This is a genomic window from Desulfovibrio legallii, assembly GCF_004309735.1.
GTDB lineage: Bacteria > Desulfobacterota > Desulfovibrionia > Desulfovibrionales > Desulfovibrionaceae > Desulfovibrio > Desulfovibrio legallii.
In genome coordinates this window covers 116,955-139,259 of record NZ_SIXC01000004.1, presented here as the reverse complement: position 1 = coordinate 139,259, position 22,305 = coordinate 116,955, and the positions used below count along the sequence as shown (strand labels likewise).

Genomic DNA, 22,305 nt, shown 5'->3' with positions numbered 1-22,305 from the left:
CCTAGCAGTCCAGCTCAAGGCTGCCGCAAAAGGCGGCCAGGTTGTCGATGCCCAGGCTCTGGCAGGCGCCGGGCAGATCCTGGGCCAGGGCAAAGGCGCAGTCGGGCCGCAAAAAGTTGCCCGTGCCCACCTGCACGGCCTGCGCGCCCACCAGCAGAAATTCCAGAGCGTCCTCGGCGGTGAGAATGCCGCCCACCCCCACCACTGGAATGCGCACCGCCCGCGCGGCCTGCCACACGCAGCGCAGAGCCACGGGCTTGATGGCCGGACCGGAAAGCCCGCCCACCACGTTGGCCAGCCGGGGCTTGCGGACCTGCAGATCCACTGCCATGCCCAGCAGTGTGTTGATGCAGGAAATGCTGTCCGCCCCGGCGGCCTCCACACTGCGGGCCATGAGGGCCAGGTCCGTGACATTGGGCGAAAGTTTGACCATGATGTGCTTGTCCGGCGCGGCCTTGCGCACAGCTTCCGTGACCTGGGCGGCCATGCCGGGATCCTGGCCGAAGGCAATGCCCCCCTGCCGCACGTTGGGGCAGGAGACGTTGACCTCCAGCGCGGCCACGCCTTCCTCCGCATTGAGGCGCGCGGCCAGCTGACTGAATTCCTCCACCGTAGCGGCATAGATATTGGCGATGACGGCCGTTTCCTGCCAGGGCAGCAGAGGCAGTTTGCGGGCGCAAAAGTCCTCCACGCCGTCGTTCTGCAGGCCCACGGCATTGAGCATGCCGGCCGTGGTTTCCACAATGCGCGGCGTGGGGTTGCCGGGCCGGGGCATGAGTGAAAGGCCCTTGGTGACCAGTCCGCCCAGAGAGGCCAGGTCGCCGTAAGAGGCGAACTCCAGCCCGTAGCCGAACGTGCCGGAAGCCGTAAGTACAGGATTTTTCAAGGTCAGATCGTGGGTCTGGCCCTTGAGAGTGACGGAAAGGTTCATGCGTTCTCCACCGTCCGCAGCATTGCGCGCATTCTTAAAACCGTCCGCAACGCTCCGGAAGGAAGCCGCAAAACGGCGACCCCAGGAGCAGGTTCAGACAAGTCGGTTCGGGGCAGGGGCCCAGGCAGGCGGACCCGTTGCGGCCGGCTCAGCCTCGGCCGGGGGCAAATTGCCCCGATCAGGACTGCCCCCCAAAAAGGGAACCCGCGCCCGGCGTGCGAACGGCTCCGCGCGCGGGCGTTACAGTTCTATCTGGTTGGACCAGAACACCGGCCCGTGGTTGCACACCTGCACATAGCCCTCGCGCTTTTCGGGCACGGGCCAGGCCTCCGTTGTTTTGGTCACGCAGCCCAGGCATGCGCCCACGCCGCAGGCCATGCGGTTTTCCAGCGAAAGCTGACAACGCACGCCCATTTCGGCGGCGAACTTCTGCACCGTGCGCAAAAAAGGCGCGGGCCCGCAGGCCAGCACCAGCCCTTTCTGCTCGGCATATTCGCCCATGCGTTCCTGCAGGGTAAAGATAAAGTTGTCCAGATCGCCGGGTACGGTTTCCCGCAGGGAGTCCAGGGGCACATGCTCGTTAATGCTGTCCACGGGGTAGCAGCTGAGGGGCTCCCGGTGGCCGAAAAGCATGGTCAGATTCCAGGGCTTGGGATGCTCGCTCACATAGCCCACAAAGGGCACAATGCCCATGCCCCCGGCCAGGAGCAGGGTGGGGGTATCCGGCTCCATAACAAAGCCGTTGCCCAAGGGGCCCCAGACGCGCACGCTGTCCCCAGCCTTGAGCTGGGCCATGCGTTTGGTGCCCTTGCCCCGCACCTGGAAGAAGCAAATCATATGACGGGCCGTCATGTGGCAAATGCCCAGAGGACGCGCCCAAGGGATGTCCAGCCCGAAGTTGTGGGGACGGAGCATCACAAACTGACCCGGCTTCCACTGCGTCCATTCCGGACGGGCGAGCCGCAGGGCGAAGAAGCGGCTTTCATGGCCTGTCTGGCCAAAAGGCACCAGATCCAGAACCTCAAGCTCGCAGGAGGTTGGTTGCGACATGCGTCGACTATAGGCGCAGAGTCCGGCCCGGTCAACAGCGCGCAGCAGGAAGCGGACCAGCGGCGCGGGATGCGCAATCTGAAAATACTCTGCCCTACAGGCCCAGCAGGGCGAAAACCCGGCTCTGGTTCAGGCTGTGCGCGGCCAGTGCGCCAGCGCTGTCCCCCAGGATCATGCCCTGGGTTTCGTGCAGCACGCCCTCGGCCTCTGCGTCGGTCAAAAGGTCGGCGGTGCTCAGGCTGACCACATCGCCCACAGCGGCCGACGCGGCTGGAGCGGCGGAACCCGAACCGTCTTTTTCCGGAAGAACGAAATTGAACGGATTGGCGGCGTTGATATTGGAAATTTCCATGCTGGCGTCCTCGCGTGTTGCGCGCCCAAGCCGGGCGTAGGGGTCAAATTTGCCGCACAGGATGCGGACGCTCAAAATAGCTGCAAGTTGCGGGCCAAACAAAAATCCGGCCCCCGCAACGCGCTGCAGGCGTTGCGGGGGCCGGATTGCATGTTATCTGCGCTCATGCCTGCGCGGCGGACGATTGCCCCCACAGCGGCCGGGCTGCGGCAAAGACCGTTGCCCTCAGGCGTCGCTGTCCTCCTGCTTTTCTTCCACCGCTGCCCCGGCCACGGGCGCCGTGCCGGTCAGGTCCACCACGCGGACTTCGCCGCGGGTTTCATTAACTTTTTTGCGGAAGCTCTGACGACGGTCCTCGCCGTCCAGCAGACCGGCCAGCCATTCCATGACGTGCAGCACCGGGCGCTTGTCGTGCATATTGATCAGGCCGCGGGCAATGCCGATCTTGCACGATGGGCAGCCCACCACCACCGGGCCTGCATAGCCGCCTGCAAACTCTTTGGCGAGCCGCTCCTGCTTGCGGGCGCGCAGCAGGTTGTAGATCTGCGGTGAAGTTACCGCGCCCATGCCCGATTCGCCGCAACAGCCGGGGTTGAGGCGCACCTTGGCCCCGCTGAAATCGGCAAGCGCCCGGACAATCTGGTTCTGCCCCTTGCTTTTGTGCACGTCGGCCCATTCGCAGTGGCAGGCCCCGTGATAAATAAGCTCCGTCCCTGCCGGCAGGGGCGCAGCCAGATCTTCTTTGTGCAGCAAGGGCAGCACGATTTGACCCACGTCGCGGATGGTCACGTCCGGGAAAAGGGCTTCCATGTGCATACGTTCCAGTCCGTCGCGGCAAGAGCCGCAGGCCGTAGCCAGATGTTTGACGCTGAAGCCCTGTTTGGTCAGGCCGCGCAGCATGGAGGTCAGGTACTGGCGGTTCTGGGCCAGGTTGTCCTCAAAGGCCGTATCCAGACCCGCGGCCAGCAGGGGGAACCCGCAGCAAAGGTGCCGGGGCGGCACCGCCACGGCAAAGCCCGCCCGCAGCAGGAGCATAATGGAGGACATGCCGATGCGGTCATAGAAAAGCGCGCCGCCGCAGCCAGGAAAATAAAGCACGCAGGGCATGCCGGGCGCGGGCTCCGCAGGCGCAAAGACAGAGCCGCGGTGCAGCTTGAGGGCCTCGTAAAGGTTGGTGTAGCCCATTTTGGGGCCTCGACCGGAAAACATGGGGCTCTGCATGCGGCGCTTCCATATTTCCGGCACAAAGCCCAGAACTTTGTTCTGCATCTTCTGCCCCAGAGAGGCCATTTTGGCGGCCTTGGGCGCGCGGTGGGCAATATCGCGGGCAAGCCACTCCAGGGCGCGGTCCTTGATGGGATGGCCGCTGGCCCCTTCGTGCTCCAGCAGCGCGCGCAGGGTCAAGGCCACTTCCCCCGAAGGGATCTTGACCGGACAGTTGGCCATGCAGCGGCCGCAGGCCGTGCAGTGCTCCACCAGGTCGCGCATGGCCTTGAGCAGACGCTCGTCAATGCGCCCCTTGTTGACCTGACTGTAGTAGACGGCCTCCAGCAGCATGCCCAGCACCATGTTTTTGTTGCGGGGATGGTACTGCATGGAGCGTTCCGGATAGCACATGGCGCAGACCTGCTTGCACTTGCCGCAGCGCGTGCAGACCTGGATGGCCGTGAGCAGGCTGATGAGCTTATCTTTATCCGGCAGGCCGCTTTCACGGATGTCGCGAATGAGCCGGTTGAAGGAAAAAGTAAAGGGCCGCACGGGCAGTTCGCGGTAGACGAGCTTGGCGGGGTTCATGACGTCGCGCGGGTCCACACGCTCCTTAAAGGCCCGCAGGGCGTCCATTTTTTCCTTGCCGAAAAAGGCAATCTTGGTGATGCCGATGCCGTGCTCGCCCGAAACCTCGCCGCCCATTTCCTGACATTCGGCCATGACGCGGGCCGCGGTTTCCTCGGCCTCTTCCAGCATCCGGGCGTCGTTGGAGTTGACCGGGATATTCACATGACAGTTGCCGTCGCCCGCGTGCATATGGCTGGCCACCACAATGCGGCTGGCCTCCATGTAGTCGCGCAGGCCCGCAATCTTCTTGGCCAGATGAGGATATTTTTCCTGCAGAGCTTCCAAAAAAGCCGTGGCGCGGGCGGACATTTCCGTATCCGAAACCTCACCGGCCGGCACGTCGCCCGATGCGGCCTTGGAAACCTGCGAAAACTCGCGGTTAAAATCTTTATCCTCCAGCGGGAAGCCGGGCAGACGGCCCACCTCCTGCAGAGCGTGCCGGTAAGCTGCGGCCGTGCACTCCAGGTTGATCTGCTCCAGGAAAAGGGCGAAATCGGGGATGCGGTTCATGGGGATGACCACGTCCTCGTTCATTTTGAAGCCCGAAGTGCGCTTGGCAATGGCGGAAAGTTTGTGGCGGTCTTCCCAAAAGCGTTCAGCCTCTTTGTCGTCCTCGGCCACAATAATATCCACGTTTTCCTGGCGTTCCACCACGCTCACAATGTCGCCCACGCACTTGTCCAGCAGATAGGGGTCGTCGCCGTCCACCTGCAGGATAATCACCGAAATGGGCAGACCTTCATACTTCTCGGATTTGCGCTTGTAGTCGATGGCCTGCACATACTTGGCGTTAAATTCTTCCATAGCCGAAAGGTGGGCGTAGTCGCCCTCCTCACGGATGCGGTTGCGCAGGGCCACCAGTTCGCGCACCACCACGGCCGCCGGGTGCATGGAGCGGCCAAAAAATTCCAGCACCATAACCCGCTTGTACCTGGGCTTGGGGTGGACGATAAAACAGGCCTCGGTAATGATGCCGTCCACGCCCTCTTTCTGCATGCCGGGCAGGCCGCCCAGCACCTTGTTGGTCACGTCCTTGCCCAGGCCGGGCAGGCGGATTTCGTCGCCGCGCAGATGCACCACGTTGCGTACGCCGCCGCTCACGTCCTTGACCACAAAGACGGCGGTTTCGTCGGGCAGGATCTTGTGGCGGGGGTGATTTTCTCGCTCCACGGTGATGATCTCGCCCGTGGGCGTGACCATGCGCCACCAGAGCAGGTTGTCCAGAGTGGTGCCATACTCAAAGGCCATGGGGCCGCCGGCATTTTCCGACACGTTGCCGCCAATGCTGGAAGCCTGCTTGGAAGCCGGGTCCACGGAAAAAAGCGCGCCTGCCTGGTCCACGGCCGTGGCCACGGCCTGGGTAATGGCCCCGGCCTCACAGGTGACGGTCATGGTTTCAAGGTCCACAGGCCCGATGCGGGTAAGGCGGGTAAGGCTGACAATAACCGTGCGCTTGCGCGCGGGCACGGCCCCGCCCGTCATGCCCGAACCGCCGCCGCGCGGAATAAGGGCAAACTTCATCTCATTGGCCAGGCGCACCAGGTGGGCCACCTGTTCCGTGCTGTCCGGCTCCACCACCAGCAAAGGCAGCTCCATACGCAGGTCCGTGGCGTCCGTGGCCGATTCCACCAAAGCCGCCGGGTCGGTGAGCACGCACTCGGCCGGCAGCATGCGCTGCAGGGCCTCAATGAGCTTGTCGCGAAAATCCGCCTCGGCCTCGTAGGCGGACCAGAACATGGTAATGCCTTCGCCAATGGCCGTGGCATAATAGTGAGCCAGGGACACGGATTCCTTTTCAAAACTTTCCCGCACGCTCTGGCGCACGGTTTCCGCGTCGATGAAGGGATTATAGGCCACCAGAAAAAGCTCTTCGGCAATGGCGATGGCCAGATTGCGCACCGATTCCGGCCATTCGGCAAAATCGTCGATATTGATGCGCAGAATACGGTTCACCACATAATCTGGAGCAATAGAAATGTGCGGACCCTTGTGGGGCATGACAGCGTACCTCGTGAATTCCGGCGGGGGCGCTCGGTTCGGGCCGGTGCCCGACCGGGCGGGCATCGCCCTGGACGGCAGGCGAAACAGCCCGTATGGCGCTTCGCCCGGTTGCGGGGGAAGCCTTTTTTCTACGTTGTAAGCCGCCGCTTGGCAAGCCCGTCGCCCCTTTGACTTTTGCCCCGGAGCGGCTATGCTGCGCCATGTGCCCGCGTCCAAACGGAGGTGCACGGTTTTTATGCTTATCCTCAAACTGCAACCTCTCACCGACGCCTTTGACTGGCTGCATGTGGCCTGGGAGCACGCCACCACCCAACGCCGCGTAGCCTTCTGCATCCTCTGGGTCTATTTGCTGGCCCTGCTGGGCGTAGAACTGCGCCGACAAGGGCTTTTGCCCCCCTGGCTGGCCGCCGTGACGCCCCTCAGCCATTTCTATGCCATCCATCTGGCCTTCACCCTCATTCTGGGGCTGGAGGTCATGAGCCTTATTCTGGTCATTCCCAGTTCCCTGTCCCAATCCATGGGCAAACAGTTCGAAATCCTCACCCTCATTTTGTTGCGCAATGCCTTCAAAGAACTGGCCAACCTGCCGGAGCCGGTCAGCGTGGTCAACGATATGCAGCCCGTGTACAACATTGCCGTTTCCGGCGCGGGCGCGCTCTGCGTTTATCTGTGTCTGGGCCTGTACCGCCGCATGGCCCGTTGCCATCCGCACTTTATCCAGGGCCCCCAGCTGCGTATGGGCTATGTGCTGAGCAAAAAACTGCTGGCCCTGACTCTGTTCTGCGTTTTTTTATTCATCGGCGTGCGGGATTTCATCTTTTTTATCCGTACCGGTGCAGACCAGAACTTCTTTGAAACTCTCTATACCGTGCTCATCGTTGCGGATATCGCCCTGGTGCTCATCGCGCAGCGCTACATGCCCGCCTTTCACGCCGTGTTTCGCAATTCCGGCTTTGTCATCGGCACCCTGCTCATGCGGCTGGCCCTTTCCGCCAGCCCTCTGTGGAGCCCCGTCATCGGGCTGTTTGCCGCCGTATTTGTTCTGGCCCTAACCTGGGGCACCAATTATTTCACCCCTGAGGCGGAATCCGCTCGCTGACGTCTGCGGGAGAAGGAGGAGACGGCTGGGCTCGGTTAGGTTGGCCGGTTGGGCCAGGCCGTACCCCGGCCGGAAGTTTTTACTGCCCTGCGGGCATGGCGGTTTTTCTGCATATAGTGTTTGGCCGCCTCCGGCGAGGGCAGGGGCTGCGCATGAGGCCGCGGGGCTGGGCCAGGCCGTACCCCGGCCGGAAGTTTTTGCTGCCCTGCGGGCATGGCGGTTTTTCTGCATACAGTGTTTGGGCCGCCTCCGGCGAGGGCAGGGGGCCAAGGGCGGGACTGCGTCCCCCCTTAGGCCCCCCACACCCCCCATAACCCCCGCTTCCAAAGACAGCCCGGCCATGGCCGGCGCGGCTGGGACGCGACCGCTCACGCGGCCGCGCCCCTTATGCCGGGCACAACAACCGCAGCCCCCATAGCCCGTAGCCGCAACCGCGTCCCATGACCAGCCGGCAACGTCGCCCCACAACCTGTCACAGCGTTTGCCTTCCGCCTTTCCTCAACGCCGGCTGGGCGACAGCGTAACGGTGTCCGGCGCGGCTGGGACGCGACGCGCAAGCGCCGCACCCCTTTATGTCGCGCGCAACTTCCCCAACAACTGGCAACACCTGGAGAAAACTTCACGTTGGGGTTGCTTGGCCGACTGCGACACAGGAGCTTGGCCCGTTACGACGAAGGAAGTTACGGGCAAAGACAGCAGTGCTCTGTATTGCGCGGCTAAACGCCGAACCGAGCGTGCCGTAACCTTTGAGAATACCCATTAAAGGGATCTGCTCTACGGTACGCCCAGCGCGGTTCTGTGAGGAAAAAAAGTTTTTTGAGGGATGGAGGGTGTGGGGGGAAGGGAACTTTTGTGAACAAAAGTTCCCTTCCCCCCACAAAATCCTTCTGCTCTTTCCCTTAGCGTGGTTCGCGCAGGCTCTGGTCGAAGCCGGCGATAATGGGATAGAGGAAGTATTCAATAATACGGCGTTCGCCCACGTTGATTTCGGCCGAGACGGTCATGCCGGGCAGGATCGTGAATCCCTGGGGCAGATTACGCATAGAGGACAGGGGATCAGGGGGCAGTTCAAGGCGGGCGCGGTAGACGCTTTGTTCGCCGGCGGCAGTTTTTTTAAGAAAGGCGTCTTCGCTCACGGCCAGGACGGTGGCGTCAATTTTGCCGTGTTTCTGGAAGGGCATGGTAGCGAGTTTGACGCGGGCGGTCTGCCCCACGCGCACATAGCCTATATCCTGGGGCTGGATTTCCACGTCCACTTCCAAAGGACTGTTGAGGGGCACCAGGGTAACCAGGGCTTCGGCTTCGTCGGCCACGGAGCCCACATTGCGTTTGGCCACTTCCAGCACCACGGCGTCCATAGGCGCACGGATGTTAACCAGTTCGTTCATTTTCTGAGCTTTATTGAACTGTTCGCGGGCCTGGTCCAGGTCGCGGCGCACGGAGACCAGTTCCTGGGCCGTGCTGCTGCGCCAGCCGGTAAGGTAGGCGGCTTTGTCCGACTCCACGCTGGCGGCCTCGTAGCGCAGTTCCTGAATGCTGCTTTCCAGGCGCAGCACGTCGCTTTCCACGGTAAGGCGGTCTTTTTTCACTTCCAGAAAGCCCGCGCGGGCTTCAATGCCCTGTTCGTAGAGCTTGCGGCGCATTTCCTCAAATTCACGATAAATTTTGAGGCGTTCCTTGCGGCGCTGGAGGTCGTCAATGGTGGAGGCGATTTCAGAGGCCAGGCGTTTTTCCTGCTCCTCATACGTCCGGATGCGGGCCGCAAACTCGGCGTGGCGATTATTGTAAATATCGGCCTGCACACGCTGTTCGCGCTGCTGCGAGGCGCTGGGGGGCGGCGCGTTGGGAACCGACGCTTCTGGGGCCGATGTTTCTGGGGCCGATGTTTCCGAGGCCGGCGGGGGGTAAGGAATTTCGTCCATTTCGCACTGCAGGCGCGTAGCGTGGGCGGTAAGACTGATGATGCGCTCCTGCAGCTGGGAAAGATCGGCCTGGGCAAAGGTGGGGTCCAGCACTACCAGCAGGTCGCCTTTGTGCACACGCTGCCCCATGACCACGCGGATATCCTTGACAAGCGAGATGCTGTAGGACTGGAGCACCACGGGCGTGGCCACGGTGACGATTTTGCCCTCGGCGGAAACGATTTTGTCGATTTTGCCCACAATGGCCCAGAGGATGAGCACACAGAGCACGCCCGCCAGGGTAAAGAGGGTCCAGCGGGCCCCCAGAGGGGGAGTGGCGCGCTCCAGAAGGACGCGGTCGGGCTGAAAGCGCAGGATGTCGCGGGGCACCTCGCGCGGCTGCGGGGGCTGTTGCTCCTGAGCTTTTTGCTCCGGTTTTTGTTGTTCCTGCTGTTCCGAAGGCTGTTGCGCCTGAACTGCGCTTTCGGTGACAGGCAAGGGCAGGGGCGACGGCGGCGCGGGACGGAAACGGGCGGGCACAAGGGCGATGGCGCGCTCGCGCAGCTGCGAAAGAAGGGTGAAAAGACTCACAGTGCCCCCTGTTGGACGGCGTTCTGGCGGTCCCAGAGCGAGCGGTAGATGGGGCAGTTGGCATAGACGTCCTCATGCGCGCCGGCGCCCACCAGGCGGCCGCCGTCCAGCACCAGAATCTGATCGGCGTGGCGCAGCATGGAAAGACGGTGGCTCACAATGATCATGGTACGTCCTCTGCCGATGGTATTAATATTGCCCTGGATTTCGGCTTCGCTTTCGGGGTCCAGGGCGCTGGTGGCCTCATCGAAGATCATCAGCTTGGGATCTGTGAGCAGGGCGCGGGCAATGGCCAGGCGCTGACGCTGCCCGCCGGAGAGGTTGGATCCGCCTTCTTCCAGCACAGTGTTGTAGCCTTCGGGCAATTTTTCAATAAACTCGTGGGCCGCGGCCATGCGGGCGGCGTGGACGATCTCCTCCAGAGTGGCCGTAGGCCTGGTCATGGCGATGTTATCGCGCACGCGGCCGCGAAAGAGGAAATTTTCCTGCAAAACCACGCCAATGGAGCGACGCAGATGGGCCATATCGATATCGCGGATATTGTGGTTATCAATCCAGATATCGCCTTCCTGCAAGGGCTGCAGCCGCTGGATAAGCCTGGTAAGCGTGCTCTTGCCCGAACCGGAGCGGCCCACGACGCCCAACACGCTGCCCGCCGGGCAGTCGAAGCTGACATCCGAGAGGGCGGGGGCGCCGTCCTTGGTATAGCGAAAGGTGAGGTTACGGCAGCGGATGGCCCCGTTGATGCGGGGCAGCACGCCGCGCGCGCCGCCGTCTTCCGGAGGTTCGTCCATAACCTGGGCCAGCATACGCATGGAGATGCCCGTTTCCTGATACTGCTGGATAAGCCCGGCAATCTGCACCAGGGGGCCCGTAACGCGGGCGGAGTACATGTTGAAGGCCACCAGCGCGCCCACGGTCATGGTGTTGTCAAAAACCTGGTATACGCCCCACCAAATGATGGCCAGGGTCATGCACTTTTGCATGACCTGCATAAACGTGCTGATGGCTATGGACATTTTGCCCACACGGAAACGCATGCCCGTGGCCACAGCGGCGCGATTGTCCCAGCCGCGACGGCGCAGGGGCTCCAGCGAAAGAGATTTAACCGTAGGCATGGCCCGGATATTTTCCACCAAAAAAGCCTGGCGCTCGCCTTCAGTGGCGTAGAGATCCTGCAGGCGCTGACGGAAGGGCCCCATGGCCAGAAAGATGATCAGAGCCGAAAGGCCGGAAAAAAGCAGCACCAGCACGGTCAGCCGCCAGCTGTACGCAAACAGGATGGGCAGCACCACAAAGAGCGAGACGCTGTCCAGCATGGCGCCGAACAGACGGCCCGTAAGAAATTCACGAATTTTTTCAGGCTGCTGCATATGTTTGATGAGCACGCCGGCCGGGGTGCGCTCAAAAAAGGGCAGGGCCACGCTGGTGAGATGCTCAAAAGTGCGGATGGCCAGGCGCAGGTCAATAACGCTGGTGGCGTAGAGCAGCAGGTAGGAGCGCAGCCAGCCGAAGACAGCCTCAAAAATGATGGCCGCCAGCATGCCCAGGGCCAGCACATGGAGGGTGATTTCCGCGTGGTGGGTCACCACCCTGTCAATAATAATCTGAAAAAACAGGGGCATGGCCAGGCCCAGCACCTGCAGTGCAATGGCGGCCAGGCCCACTTCGGCCATATTAGCCTTCATCTGCTTTATTTCATTAAGAAAAAATGAAAATCCGAACTTCTTTGGCGGCGGCGGAATAGCGCTTTCCACATGCAGGGATTTGACAAAGGTCACCTGCCCAGTAAGCAGGGGCTCCACCTCGGCCCTGGGCAAAGAAACGTGCCCGGCAAAGGGGCGATCTGGGTTCTCTATTTCCAGGCTGCCGTCCTCGTTGATCTGCCAGAGGATGAGCAGGCCGCCGCCTTGGCAGTGCAGAACGGCCGGCAGGGCGGATTGCATCTGCACAAGGCCATCCAGGCCCAGGGCGGCGGTGTGGCCCTGAAAGCCGTTGTCGCCCAGCATGCGCAGAAAAAGTTTGGGGTCCGGCTCGCCGTTCTGAAGCAGGTAGGAATGGATAAGGTCGTCGGCGGCCAGGTCTTTGTTGTAATGGCGGGCGATGCTCACCAGGGCCTGGACGTGCCGGTGGGGCTGGCGCTGGGGGGTGAGCAGCAGGGCCACGCCCGTCCATTGGGGCTCCAGATCGGCAAAGGGGATATTGACCTGCTTGAGGGGCTTCTGGGCCGGATCAATGACACTGGCCAGGGGCTTGCCCCGCACCTTGCCCACAAACAACACGGAAGCGCCGTTTTTAAGCGGCAGGGCCACGGGGCCGGCCAGGGGCCTGGCGGCTATGTCCGCCAAGGGTTCCCCGTGCACCACATTGATGCCGATCCCCAGGCGCTGGGCCAGAGCCTCAAGGTCGGCTTCGGGCACAGTGCCTTTCTGCGGCACGCTGATGGAGGCAGGGGCGGGCAGCTTGCACAAATGCGCGGCCAGAGCCAGACAAGGAACAATAGAAGTAGGAAATTGCATGCTTACCTTTTGGGAAATTGCGCCTGATTCAGGTAGCAGGCGGCCTTGAGCAGGGCCACGTGCCTGGGCAACAGCTTGTGCAGGGCGTAGCGCGCCAGGATAGTTTTGCGGGCATTGGCCCGCACCTGGTCCAGTTTGGCGCGGTTGGCCAGACAGGCAACCACGCGCCGGGCCAAGGCCTCGTGGTCCCAGAAATCCGCCAGAAAGCCGTTAACGCCGTCCTGCACCACTTCACGCACGGGCTCGGTATTGGAGGCCACCAGCAGGCACCCGCAGCTCATGGCCTCCAGCATGGACCAGGAAAGCACAAAGGGCGCGGTGAGGTAGACGTGCACGTCCGAGGCGCGCAAGAGCGCGCGGTACTGATCATACGGCTGAAAGGGGATAAAGTGCACGCGGCTTTCGTCTACGTGCACTTCCTCGCGCAGCACGTCCTTCCAGGTTTTGCCGTCCTTACGCTTGCCGCTGTAGGCCGCGCGGTCGTCGGCCATAATGACCACATGGGCCTTGGGCCGGGCCGCCAGCAGCGCGGGCAGGCTGCGGTAGAAGGTGGGAAAGCCGCGGTAGGGCTCCAGCCCGCGCGTGGCGTAGGTGACGATTTCCTCGGCCTGGGAGAGATCCAGGCTCTTGAGCTTGAGGGGTGTTTTATTCGCCTGGGGCGAAAAAAACTGCGTGTCTATGCCGTCGTGCAGGGTATGGATTTTGTGCAGAAATTCCGGCGGATGCTGTATGCGCTGCCATTCGGTGGGGGCAATGCCCAGCACGCATTCCTTGAGGGCCGAAAGGGTGCACATGTTGCTCTGGCGGTTTTCGGCCCGGGTATTCAGCGCCACGGGCTTGTTGCCGGCAAAAAAACGTGTGTCCGCGTCGGCGGAATAGTACCATTCAAAAAAGCCGGCGTGGGCCGCGTCGGGAAAGATGTCCGGTGCGTAGATGCAGCAGCCGAAGCCCACATGGCCGTAGATAAGGTCCGGCCTGTAGCCCTCCTTGCGCAGGGCCACCATGGCGTCGGCAAAACGCTCGCCCTGCGCCAGCAGGGTAAGATATTTTTTGCGCGGCGAACTGGGGGTGTTTTCTTCAGCGGGGAGAGGCACCTGCCGCCACTCCACCTTGGGCACGTTCAGATCCTTGCGCCGGTAGTGGGAAAGAAACAGAACCTTGTTGGCCGGATCCGCCGCCAGTTCCACGGCCAGGCGGTGAAACTGGCCGGGAAAATTGTTGTGGGCCAAAAGAATATTCATAGGCTTCCATATACCGTTCAGGGATGTCGCAACATCGACTACAGCCAGAGCCTTTTTAATTGTGGTCAGGGGAAAACTTGTTCAACCTATGCCAATGCCCTCCACCGGTCAAGAGCGCGGCCTGACGCAGAAAACCGCCGCCAGGCTTGCCCCGGCGGCGGTTATAAAACACAAAAACCCATGTGGCACAATCAGCTTTTTTGATGTTTTTGCATGCCCAGTTCTATAAGCCGCTCCAGAAGCCGACCAAAGTCCAGCCCCAGGGCGCGGGCTTCACGCGGCACCAGGCTGGTGGCGGTCATGCCGGGCAAGGTATTGACCTCCAGCAGGTTCAGGCTGTTGTCCGGCCCCAGGATGAAGTCGGCCCGGCTGTACCCCGTAAGCCCCAGGGCCCGGTGAGCGGCCAGGGCGAACTGCTGCGCCAGGGCTGTGAGCTCCGGCCCGATGGGGGCCGGGCAGAGCTCGCGCGCGCCGTCGCTGGCGTACTTGCTTTTATAGTCAAAAAAATCTCCGGCCAGGGGTTCTATGAGAATGGGCGGCAGGGCTTCTTCGCCAAGGATGCCGCAGGTCACTTCCCGCCCCGGCAGCACGGGTTCCAGCAAAACTTCATCCCCGGCGGCAAAAACGGACGCCAGCACCGCGTCCAGCTCCTGCCGATTTCGGGCGCGGCCCAGCCGCAGAGAAGAGCCGCCGGTGTTGCTCTTGGCAAACAGGGGGTAGGGCAGCCGGGGTTGCCAGCCCAGCGGCGGGGGCAGGGGCAGAAACTCCCAATCCGCCGTGGGCAGGCCCGCCTGACGAAAAATCTGCTTGGCCGCGGCCTTGTTCAGGGCCAGAAAGGAGCCCGCCGGGCCTGCCCCCTGGTAGGGGCAGCCCACCCGCTCCAGCATGGCCTGCACCAGGCCGTCCTCGCCGGGCGCGCCGTGCAGGTTAATAAGGGCAAAGTCGTGAACGCGGGCTGTAGCGAGCAGTTCGTCGAAGGATTCCAGCAAATCAAACAGGGTGACGTTGTGGCCGCGCGCTGTGAGCGCCTGGCGCATGGCCTGCGCGCCGCTGAGCGAAACTTCGCGCTCAGTGGACCAGCCGCCCGCTATCAAAAGAATCTTCATGCAAGGACCATCCCAGCAACACCGCAAGGGCGTCTTCAATGGTTTTGCCCTGCCTGTAGGCGGCGCGGATGCCTTCGCGGGCTTCCTCGGTGCGGCCGTAGCGCTGGAGGAGGTCGTCATAGCGCTCTTCCAGGGTGACGCAGGCGTCGTGACGCACGCGCTTGTCGGCATACATGACAAAAAAGGGCAGAGCGCAGATGTCCGTTCCCTGCGGCAGGGACCAAGGCCACCAGACGTGCAGCATTACACCCTGGGCCACGGCGTAATTGCCGGTTTCGGCCACGGTCCAGGCAGCGCCCACCTGGGCATGGCTGCCGCCGTAACGGACGCAGTAGGTTTTGGCGATATCGTGCAGCAAAGCGCTGGCGCGCACCTGCGCCGCCCGCACGGGCAGGCCCAGAGCCTCGGCCTTGCGGGCCAGAGTAGTGGCGATGTGGGCCACCAGCAAGGAATGCCGCCGGATGTTGGGCAACATAGCGTATTTGTCCCAAAGGGCAAAACAGGCCGCGTCGCCGGGCGCGGCCCCGCTTTTGCCGCAGAGCTGCGGCAGAAAGGGCAGGGCGGACAGCGGGCTGACCGGAGGCGTGGCGGAACCGACGGCGTTCATGACCGGAGTATGCCAGCAAGGCCCGAACCTGGCAAGGCAGATGACTTTGTGCGACAGGGAAAAAGGGACGGACCCGCGCCCTTGGCATCACGACCACGGCCGCAGGCGCGGCCCGTCCCGATTTCAGAGCCATTGCAAAGTTGCAAGGCCCTAAGAGGCTGCTCCCTGCGGCGGTGCGGTTTTGCCCAGCGTTTTCAGCAGTTCTGCCAAAAATCCCAAAGACTGTCGGCCTTCGGCGCTGCGCAGAACCGCCAGAAGTCCCAGCAAGCCCGTGGGTCGGGCCTGGGCGGGATCATAAGACGCCACCGCCTCCAGCAAGGCCGTGATGCGGGCCTGCAGGGCGGGTTCGGCCAGTTTTTGCAGCTGACTGGTCAGAAAGACAAGGCTTTCTCCCAGCCTGGCAATATCTTCAGGGCTCTGGGCCGCCAGCCAGTTCCCCCCCGCAGTTTTGAAGGCGGCGAGGTTGGCGAACAGGCCGCTCTTGTCCCATGCATCCATTTTTTCAATAAGATGCGGAAAGGTCGGCCCCATGGCAGGATGCAGAATGCGCCAGAGGTCGGTGAGGTTCTCCAGCTGGTCCAGCAGCCAGATGAGCCGGGGCACGGTGAGCAGCCCCTTGCGGCACAGATCCAGGATGTCGTCCAGCGAAACCCGGCCGTTAAGACACTCCAGCTCCGTAACCAGCAGGCGGAAGGCGTGGTTGCCTATGGGCGCGGCCTGTTCCAGAAGGGCGCGGCTGTTTTCGCCGCGTTCCTGCAGGGCCGCCAGCCTGTTTTCAATAGCGTCAAGACGCTCCAGAATTTTGTCTTCAGATGCCATACGACGCCTCCGGGCTACTTGCTGCGCAGCAAGGAGGTGTCTTTCCCTGCAAGATACATGTTGGGTTCAAACGGCAGTTCGTGCCCCTTCATCATGAGGTTGTAGTACACCCATTTGAACATGAGCTTGCCCCAGTAATTGATGTGGCTTTCGCCCAAGAGCTCAAAGGGACCCACCCCCGGCAGGGGGAACATGCCCGGCAAGGGCTCCACGGCATAGCTGAAGTCTATGAGCGAGGCTTTTTCAAAGCCCGTAACGATAAAACAGTTGGTGTGCCCGTCAAAGCGGTAGTAGTTGTCCGTGCCTTCGATATCCGCCATCAGGTTCTGAGCAATGACGTCGGCCTCAAAGTGGGCGACGGAACCGGCCTTGGAGGCCGGAACATTGGTGGCGTCGCCGATGACGTACATGTTTTCAAACTTTTTCGCTTTGAGCAGCTCCTTGTCCGTATCAATATAGCCGGTGACGTCGGCAAGGCCGGATTCGACCAGGAAAGGCTGCCCCAGGTTGGGCGGAATGGACACCAGCAGGTCGTAAGGAATTTCATCGCCCGTCACCGACGTGATCACGGCGCGGCCCGCGTCCACGCTGTCCACGCTCCAGTTGGTGGTGACCTTGATGCCCTTTTTGGCGCAGAGCGCCCCCAGGATGTTGTTGGCCACCGGCTTGGTGAACGCGCCGGTAAGGGGCGTGACCAGTTCTATTTCCACATCCTGCCGCACGCCCAGCTTCTGCAGATACCAGTCCGCCATGTACACAAATTCCAGAGGCGCCACCGGGCACTTGATGGGCGTTTCGCAGATGTGCAGCACCAGCCGCCCTTTCCTGAAATGCTTCAGCTTGTCGTACAGGGCGGCCGCGCCGTCGGGGGTGTAGAAATTATGGATCTTGCCGCCCCAGTCGTCCGTGAGGCCGGGAACCTCCTCAGGGGCGATTCTGGCCCCGGTGGCCACGATGATCCAGTCATAGTCATAAGTGCCTTCCTGGCAGACTACCTTACGGTGTTCCGCATCCACGGCCTTGATGGCGTCCAGCACAAAATTGACGCCGTGCACCATAAAATCTTTTTTGGGGCGAACGCAGCCCTGCGGCGTATCCACGCCAAAAGGCACCAGCAGCCAGCCAGGCTGATAGTGGTGGACGGGGTCGCGGTCAATGAGAGTTATCTCCCACTCCCGTGGGCTCAGGAGCTTTCTCACCTTCGTGGCCATCATGGTCCCGCCGGCGCCGGCGCCAAGAATAAGCAGTTTTTTCATAAACCTCACCCAAGGTTGCAAATAGGCAATCTGCCGTGAAGGGCTTGCCCGACACGCGCCGCAATCTTTTTGTCGGCCATATCTTAGCAAGCAGGTATGTTTTATGCCTAGCACAAAAAATTCCTGATTGCACCATTTAATCCAATAAAATTTGATAAGTATGATTTTAATAATACTATAATAGTATGATTATGCGGCAGCAACCCCTTGCCGAAGTGCCTTCCCTTTTGCGTCGGAGACGTCTATACTGGCTGTCCCTCCGCCTGGAGCGGAAGCGACTACCCAAGGAGAGCCGACCAGATGAGCAAAAAGCTGACCGTTGCCGTTGTGGGCGCCACGGGCGCCGTGGGCCGAGAAATGCTCAAGACCCTGCACGACCGGGACTTTCCCGCCACGGAAGTGCGGGCCTTCGCTTCCGCCCGTTCCGAGGGCGTCAAAGTGCCCTACGGCGAGCGTGAACTCACCGTGCACGAACTGAAAGAAGACGTCTTTGACGGCGTGGACATGGCCATTTTTTCCGCCGGCGGGGCCACCTCGCAGAAATTTGCGCCCCACGCGGCCCACGCGGGCTGTGTGGTGGTGGACAATTCCGCCGCCTGGCGCATGGACGAGCGCTGTCCCCTGGTGGTGCCGGAAGTGAACCCCCAGGCCCTGGACGCGCACCAGGGCATCATTGCCAACCCCAACTGTTCCACCATCCAGATGCTGGTGGTGCTCAAGCCGCTGCACGACGCCGGAAAAATCCGGCGGGTGGTGGTTTCTACCTATCAGGCCGTGTCCGGCACCGGGCAGAAGGGCATGGAAGAGCTGGAGCGCCAGGTGCGCGATCTCTTCAATTCCCGCGACCCGGAAAACAAAGTCTATCCCTATCGCATTGCCTTCAACGTGCTGCCGCATATCGACGTCTTCCTGGACAACGACTATACCAAGGAAGAAATGAAGATGGTCAACGAGACCGTGAAGATCTTTGACGACCCCACCATCAAGGTCACGGCCACCTGCGCGCGGGTGCCCGTGTTCTACTGCCACGCCGAATCGGTGAACATTGAAACGGAAAAGAAAATCACCCCCAAAGAGGCCCGCGTCATGCTCTCGCAGGCTCCGGGCGTGCGCGTCTTCGACAACCCGCGCGAACTCATGTACCCCATGCCCGCCTATTGCGTGGGCGAAGACGCCACCTATGTGGGCCGCATCCGCGAGGACGAAAGCATCGCCAACGGGCTGAACCTGTGGATTGTGGCCGACAACGTGCGCAAAGGCGCGGCCCTCAACGCCGTGCAGATTGGCGAAGAGCTGCTCCGCCGCGACCTGGTGCGCGTGCGAGATAAAAACGTGTTTCTGCGCTGACGGAGATCCACTCCGCCAGCGTATCCACAGGGATGTCGGGAAGGCCGCGGGCCTTCCCGACGCCCGGAGAAACTCCATGCACGCCCCGGCCATTTTCCCTTCCTCCAGCCCTTCCGGCAGCCGGCCGGGGTCACGCCCCGATCCCGCAAGGCCGCTGCACCGCTGATGCGCGTTCTGCTGCTGGCCCCGCAAAACGCGCCGCCGCCGACTCTGGAAGAGCAGCGCCTCTGGGCCGAGCTGGGCTCCCCCCGGCGCACGGCCCGTCTGGAAGAGGACCACGCCCTGGCCCTGGCCCTGCATATGCGCGATGGCGGTCCCCTGGCCCCCATGCTGGCCTGCCGTCAGGGCTCTGCCCTGCATCGCCGGGCCATGACCCTCAACCTGCCCGTGCTGCCTTTGCCCGGCGTACACCCGGCCAACCCGCTGACCCTGTTCCGCCTCTGGCGCTGGCAGCGCCGCCATGCCCGCTTGCTGGTGCAGACCGTGGGCGAGGAAGCGCTGGCCCTGGGCCATTGCCTGCTCCGCCTGAGGCCGTGCGGCAGCACCTTACTGGCCCACGCATTTTTGCTGCGCCCGCCCCTGGACGGCAAAAATCCTGCCCTGCACGCCGCCCACAAAATTTTTTGTGGGTCCGGGCATGTCCGCGCGCGTCTGACTGCGGCGGCAGATCCCGGCGAGCAGGGCGGGCGCGCAGATCCGTCGGCGCCGCGGCTTCCAGGCCCGCGCCAGGTATTGCTGGCCCCAGGCATGGCTCTGGAAGCCGAGGAGCACCCCCTGGCGCGGGAAGATTCCCCTGCGGGCGCGCGCTGCGTCTTCGGCCTGGGCGAGGCCCTGGCCCCGCGCTCCGGCGCGCAGATCGTCACCCGCGCCATGGCCGCCATCTGGCAGCGGGAAGACCTCCCCCCTTGGGAGGTGCGCGCCCTGGGCGGCGGCCCGCGCTATCAGGAACTGCTGGATGAGGCCCTCACCCTGGGCGTGGCCGCGCGGCTCTGCCTGCTCAACGATCAGCCCCCGGCCCTGGCCTTGCCCGCCTGTCGGGTCTGGATAGCCCCCGGCACCTCGCCGGAAGAGCTGCCCGAAACTCTCTGGTCCGGCATGGCGGCGGGCCTGCCCAACATCTGCACCCGCACGCCTCTGCACCGCGAACGGCTGGACGCGGCCGCACTGCAGCCAGACGGCCCTTGCCCCGCCCAGCGCACAGCTGTGCCGCCGCCCGACCTCTGCATGGAGGAAAACGGCCCCGCCCTGTGGGTGCCGCCGGACGACCCGCAGGCCCTGGCCAAGGCCATGATAGCAATGATGACCGACGCTCCATTGCGCCGCCGCCTGGCGGAACGCAGCGCGGCCCTGCGCCCCCTGGTGGGGCTGAACGCCTTTGCCGCCCGCGCCTGCCGCTGTTATACGATCTGGGGACGCGAACTGGGCTGGATTGCGCCGGAGGCCGCGCCCGCAGGGCAGAGCTGACGCCGCGGGCTGCGCCTTCTCGTCTTCAGCCAGGGGCCGCTCACACTGTCACAGTATTACACCCTTGCACCGATACGGGCTCAAAATCCGCAAAGCGGTACGGCGCGGAAAAGTTTTTGGGAAGTTTCCTTTCCCCACCCAAAACCCCTCCCCCATATAACAAAAAAGACAGGATGCAACGGACCGTTCATGAAGTGTAAAATCTGTAAAGCCGAGGCCGCGGTGGCCCTGCGCAGCCACAATGCGGCCTTTTGCCCCGCGTGCTACAAAGAATTTTTTGCCCGGCAGGTGACGCGCGGCATTGAGGGACAGAACCTCTTCAGCCATGAAGAACGCGTGCTGGTGGCGCTTTCGGGCGGCAAAGATTCTTTGGCGCTTATGCTGGAGCTTTCCCGCCAGGGCTACAACGTCACAGGTCTGCACATTGACTTGGGCATTCCCGGTTCTTCGGCGGCGGCGCGCGGCGTGACCGAGCGCTTCTGCGCCAAGCACGGCCTGCGGCTCATGGTCAAAGAAATGGTGACGGAAGGTCTGGCCATTCCGCTGGTCAAGGCTCGGCTGCACCGGCCCATCTGTTCCGCCTGCGGCAAGATAAAACGCTATTTCTTCAATAAAATCGCCATGGAAGATGGCTATGACGCCCTGGCCACCGGCCACAATTTGGACGACGAGGTGGCGCGCCTGTTCAGCAATACCCTACGCTGGGACACGGCCTACCTCTCGGACCAGGGGCCGCGTCTGGACAGTGAAAACGGCTTTGTGCGCAAGGTCAAGCCGCTCTGGCGGCTTACGGAATTTGAAACGGCCAACTACGCCTTCCTCATGGGCATAGAAAACCACTATGCCCCTTGCCCTTACAGCCCCGGGGCCAGCTTCAGCGTGCTCAAGGGCCTGCTGCAGCAGCTGGAGGCGGCCATGCCCGGCCGCAAGCTGGACTACTACCAGGGTTTTCTGGCCCGCGGCCGCCCGGTTTTTGCCCGTCGCGAGGCGGAGCAGGGGCAGGCATTGCGGCCTTGCCCGCAGTGCGGCTATCCCACGTCTTCTGGCGATCTCTGTGGGGTGTGCCGCATCCGGGCCGCCCTGCGGGATACAGATGCGGACCGGACAGACTTGCCGGAAAACAGGGTGGAAGGCGCGGCCTAAACGTTTTTGCCGGACAACCGATAACACCGGCATACGCTTTATGCGGCCCCTGCTGGCAGGCCGCCCAAGGAGGGGAGCATGGCCCAGACCAATATTCTGCTGGAAACTGGCACCAACGAACTGGAAATTGTCGAATTTTTCGTCAATCAGGACGGCTACGAGGCCCACTATGGCCTCAACGTGGCCAAGGTGGTGGAGATCGGCCGCCGCCAGCCCGTGACCGCCATGCCAGAAATGCGCCACAAGGCTCTTCTGGGAGCCTTTCTGCACCGCAACGGACGCATTGTGCCGCTCATCGACATGGCCCAGTTTCTGGGCAGCGGCCCCATCACCAATGAAGACGCCAAGGTCATCGTTACGGAGTTCAACAAGGTCTGCACGGGTTTTCTGGTTTCCGGGGTCAACCGCATCTACCGCCTGAGCTGGACGGATGTGGAGGCCCCCGGCCAGTTCTTGCAGAACATGAGCCGCAGCTCCATCACCGGCGTGGTGCGCCTGGAAGAACGGGTCATCTTTCTGCTGGACCTGGAAGCCATTGTAGCCGAGCTGCACCCGGCCATGGCCCTGCGCTTTGACGGCGCGGGCCTCACCGAAAAGGACGGCAAAACCTATCGCATCCTGCATGTGGACGATTCCAGCAGCATCCGCTCTCTGCTTCTGGACCTGCTCAACAAAGAGGGACGTTTTGTGGTGGAACAGCGCGTCAACGGGCAGGAAGCCTGGAACTACCTGCAGGAACTGCGCGACCGCTGCCAGCAGGAAAACCGCCCCATTTTCGACTTTGTGCAGGGCGTCATCACAGACATTGAAATGCCCGCCATGGACGGCCTGGCCCTGTGCAAGCACATCAAAGAAGACCCCGTGCTGCGTCAGCTGCCCGTGGCCATCTTTTCTTCCATGATCAACGAGAGTCTGTCGCGCAAATGCGCAGTGGTGGGTGCGGACGCCCAGTACACCAAGCCGGACCTCAAGGCCCTTTCGGTCAAGCTGCACGAGCTTATTTCGCGTCTGCTGGCCACGGCCAGGGCCTGAACGGAGCGCC

The 22,305-nt window shown here is 62.4% G+C and carries 16 protein-coding genes; 5 read left to right on the top strand and 11 right to left on the bottom strand.

Annotated features, from left to right (window positions below):
- Position 1: 1 nt before the first annotated feature.
- The 4 genes from EB812_RS04200 to EB812_RS04185 form a co-directional block, all read right to left on the bottom strand.
- Positions 2 to 931, bottom strand: coding sequence for a dihydroorotate dehydrogenase (locus tag EB812_RS04200; protein ID WP_118229381.1), 930 nt, complete (start codon positions 929 to 931; stop codon positions 2 to 4).
- Between the two features lie 240 nt (positions 932 to 1,171).
- Positions 1,172 to 1,981: an iron-sulfur cluster-binding protein gene (locus EB812_RS04195; protein ID WP_130957864.1), complete on the bottom strand. Its 810-nt coding sequence runs from the start codon at positions 1,979 to 1,981 to the stop codon at positions 1,172 to 1,174.
- A gap of 94 nt (positions 1,982 to 2,075) precedes the next feature.
- Entirely contained in the window at positions 2,076 to 2,333 is a 258-nt protein-coding gene (locus EB812_RS04190; RefSeq protein ID WP_118229379.1) for a hypothetical protein, read from the bottom strand.
- 225 nt (positions 2,334 to 2,558) lie between these two features.
- Positions 2,559 to 6,167 (bottom strand): FAD-binding and (Fe-S)-binding domain-containing protein, encoded by a 3,609-nt coding sequence (locus tag EB812_RS04185; protein WP_118229378.1) that lies wholly within the window; start codon positions 6,165 to 6,167, stop codon positions 2,559 to 2,561.
- Between the two features lie 238 nt (positions 6,168 to 6,405).
- Here EB812_RS04185 and EB812_RS04180 point away from each other — a divergent pair, with 238 nt between their 5' ends.
- Positions 6,406 to 7,269: a hypothetical protein gene (locus tag EB812_RS04180; protein ID WP_130957863.1), complete on the top strand. Its 864-nt coding sequence runs from the start codon at positions 6,406 to 6,408 to the stop codon at positions 7,267 to 7,269.
- Between the two features lie 899 nt (positions 7,270 to 8,168).
- Here EB812_RS04180 and EB812_RS04175 read toward each other — a convergent pair.
- The 7 genes from EB812_RS04175 to sqr all read right to left on the bottom strand — a co-directional run bounded on the left by EB812_RS04175 (position 8,169) and on the right by sqr (position 17,309).
- Positions 8,169 to 9,761, bottom strand: coding sequence for an HlyD family type I secretion periplasmic adaptor subunit (locus EB812_RS04175; protein ID WP_165450886.1), 1,593 nt, complete (start codon positions 9,759 to 9,761; stop codon positions 8,169 to 8,171).
- Positions 9,758 to 12,280 carry a peptidase domain-containing ABC transporter gene (locus EB812_RS04170; protein WP_118229376.1) on the bottom strand — a complete coding sequence of 841 codons (2,523 nt, stop codon included), beginning with the start codon at positions 12,278 to 12,280 and terminating at the stop codon, positions 9,758 to 9,760. Before EB812_RS04170 ends, EB812_RS04175 begins: the two co-directional genes overlap by 4 nt.
- A 2-nt stretch (positions 12,281 to 12,282) precedes the next feature.
- Complete coding sequence (locus tag EB812_RS04165) at positions 12,283 to 13,521, bottom strand: glycosyltransferase (protein WP_118229375.1); 1,239 nt, start codon at positions 13,519 to 13,521, stop codon at positions 12,283 to 12,285.
- Positions 13,522 to 13,712: 191 nt separating this feature from the next.
- Positions 13,713 to 14,627: a D-alanine--D-alanine ligase family protein gene (locus EB812_RS04160; RefSeq protein WP_130957861.1), complete on the bottom strand. Its 915-nt coding sequence runs from the start codon at positions 14,625 to 14,627 to the stop codon at positions 13,713 to 13,715.
- On the bottom strand, positions 14,590 to 15,234 hold the full coding sequence (locus EB812_RS04155) for an HDIG domain-containing metalloprotein (RefSeq protein ID WP_130957860.1): 645 nt from the start codon (positions 15,232 to 15,234) through the stop codon (positions 14,590 to 14,592). Before EB812_RS04155 ends, EB812_RS04160 begins: the two co-directional genes overlap by 38 nt.
- A gap of 150 nt (positions 15,235 to 15,384) precedes the next feature.
- Positions 15,385 to 16,053, bottom strand: a complete 669-nt coding sequence (locus tag EB812_RS04150) for a DUF1641 domain-containing protein (protein ID WP_130957859.1) — start codon at positions 16,051 to 16,053, stop codon at positions 15,385 to 15,387.
- A 14-nt stretch (positions 16,054 to 16,067) separates the two neighbouring features.
- On the bottom strand, positions 16,068 to 17,309 hold the full coding sequence (sqr, locus tag EB812_RS04145; RefSeq protein WP_130957858.1) for a type III sulfide quinone reductase, selenoprotein subtype: 1,242 nt from the start codon (positions 17,307 to 17,309) through the stop codon (positions 16,068 to 16,070).
- Positions 17,310 to 17,609: 300 nt separating this feature from the next.
- Between sqr and EB812_RS04140 the strand changes: the two genes are divergently transcribed.
- The 4 genes from EB812_RS04140 to EB812_RS04125 all read left to right on the top strand — a co-directional run bounded on the left by EB812_RS04140 (position 17,610) and on the right by EB812_RS04125 (position 22,295).
- Positions 17,610 to 18,656 (top strand): aspartate-semialdehyde dehydrogenase, encoded by a 1,047-nt coding sequence (locus EB812_RS04140; RefSeq protein WP_118229370.1) that lies wholly within the window; start codon positions 17,610 to 17,612, stop codon positions 18,654 to 18,656.
- 165 nt (positions 18,657 to 18,821) lie between these two features.
- Positions 18,822 to 20,120 carry a glycosyltransferase gene (locus EB812_RS04135; RefSeq protein WP_130957857.1) on the top strand — a complete coding sequence of 433 codons (1,299 nt, stop codon included), beginning with the start codon at positions 18,822 to 18,824 and terminating at the stop codon, positions 20,118 to 20,120.
- A gap of 189 nt (positions 20,121 to 20,309) precedes the next feature.
- A complete protein-coding gene (locus tag EB812_RS04130) occupies positions 20,310 to 21,263 on the top strand; it encodes a PP-loop family protein (protein ID WP_130957856.1) in 954 nt (317 codons plus the stop codon).
- 78 nt (positions 21,264 to 21,341) lie between these two features.
- Complete coding sequence (locus tag EB812_RS04125; RefSeq protein WP_130957855.1) at positions 21,342 to 22,295, top strand: chemotaxis protein; 954 nt, start codon at positions 21,342 to 21,344, stop codon at positions 22,293 to 22,295.
- Positions 22,296 to 22,305: the final 10 nt, after the last annotated feature.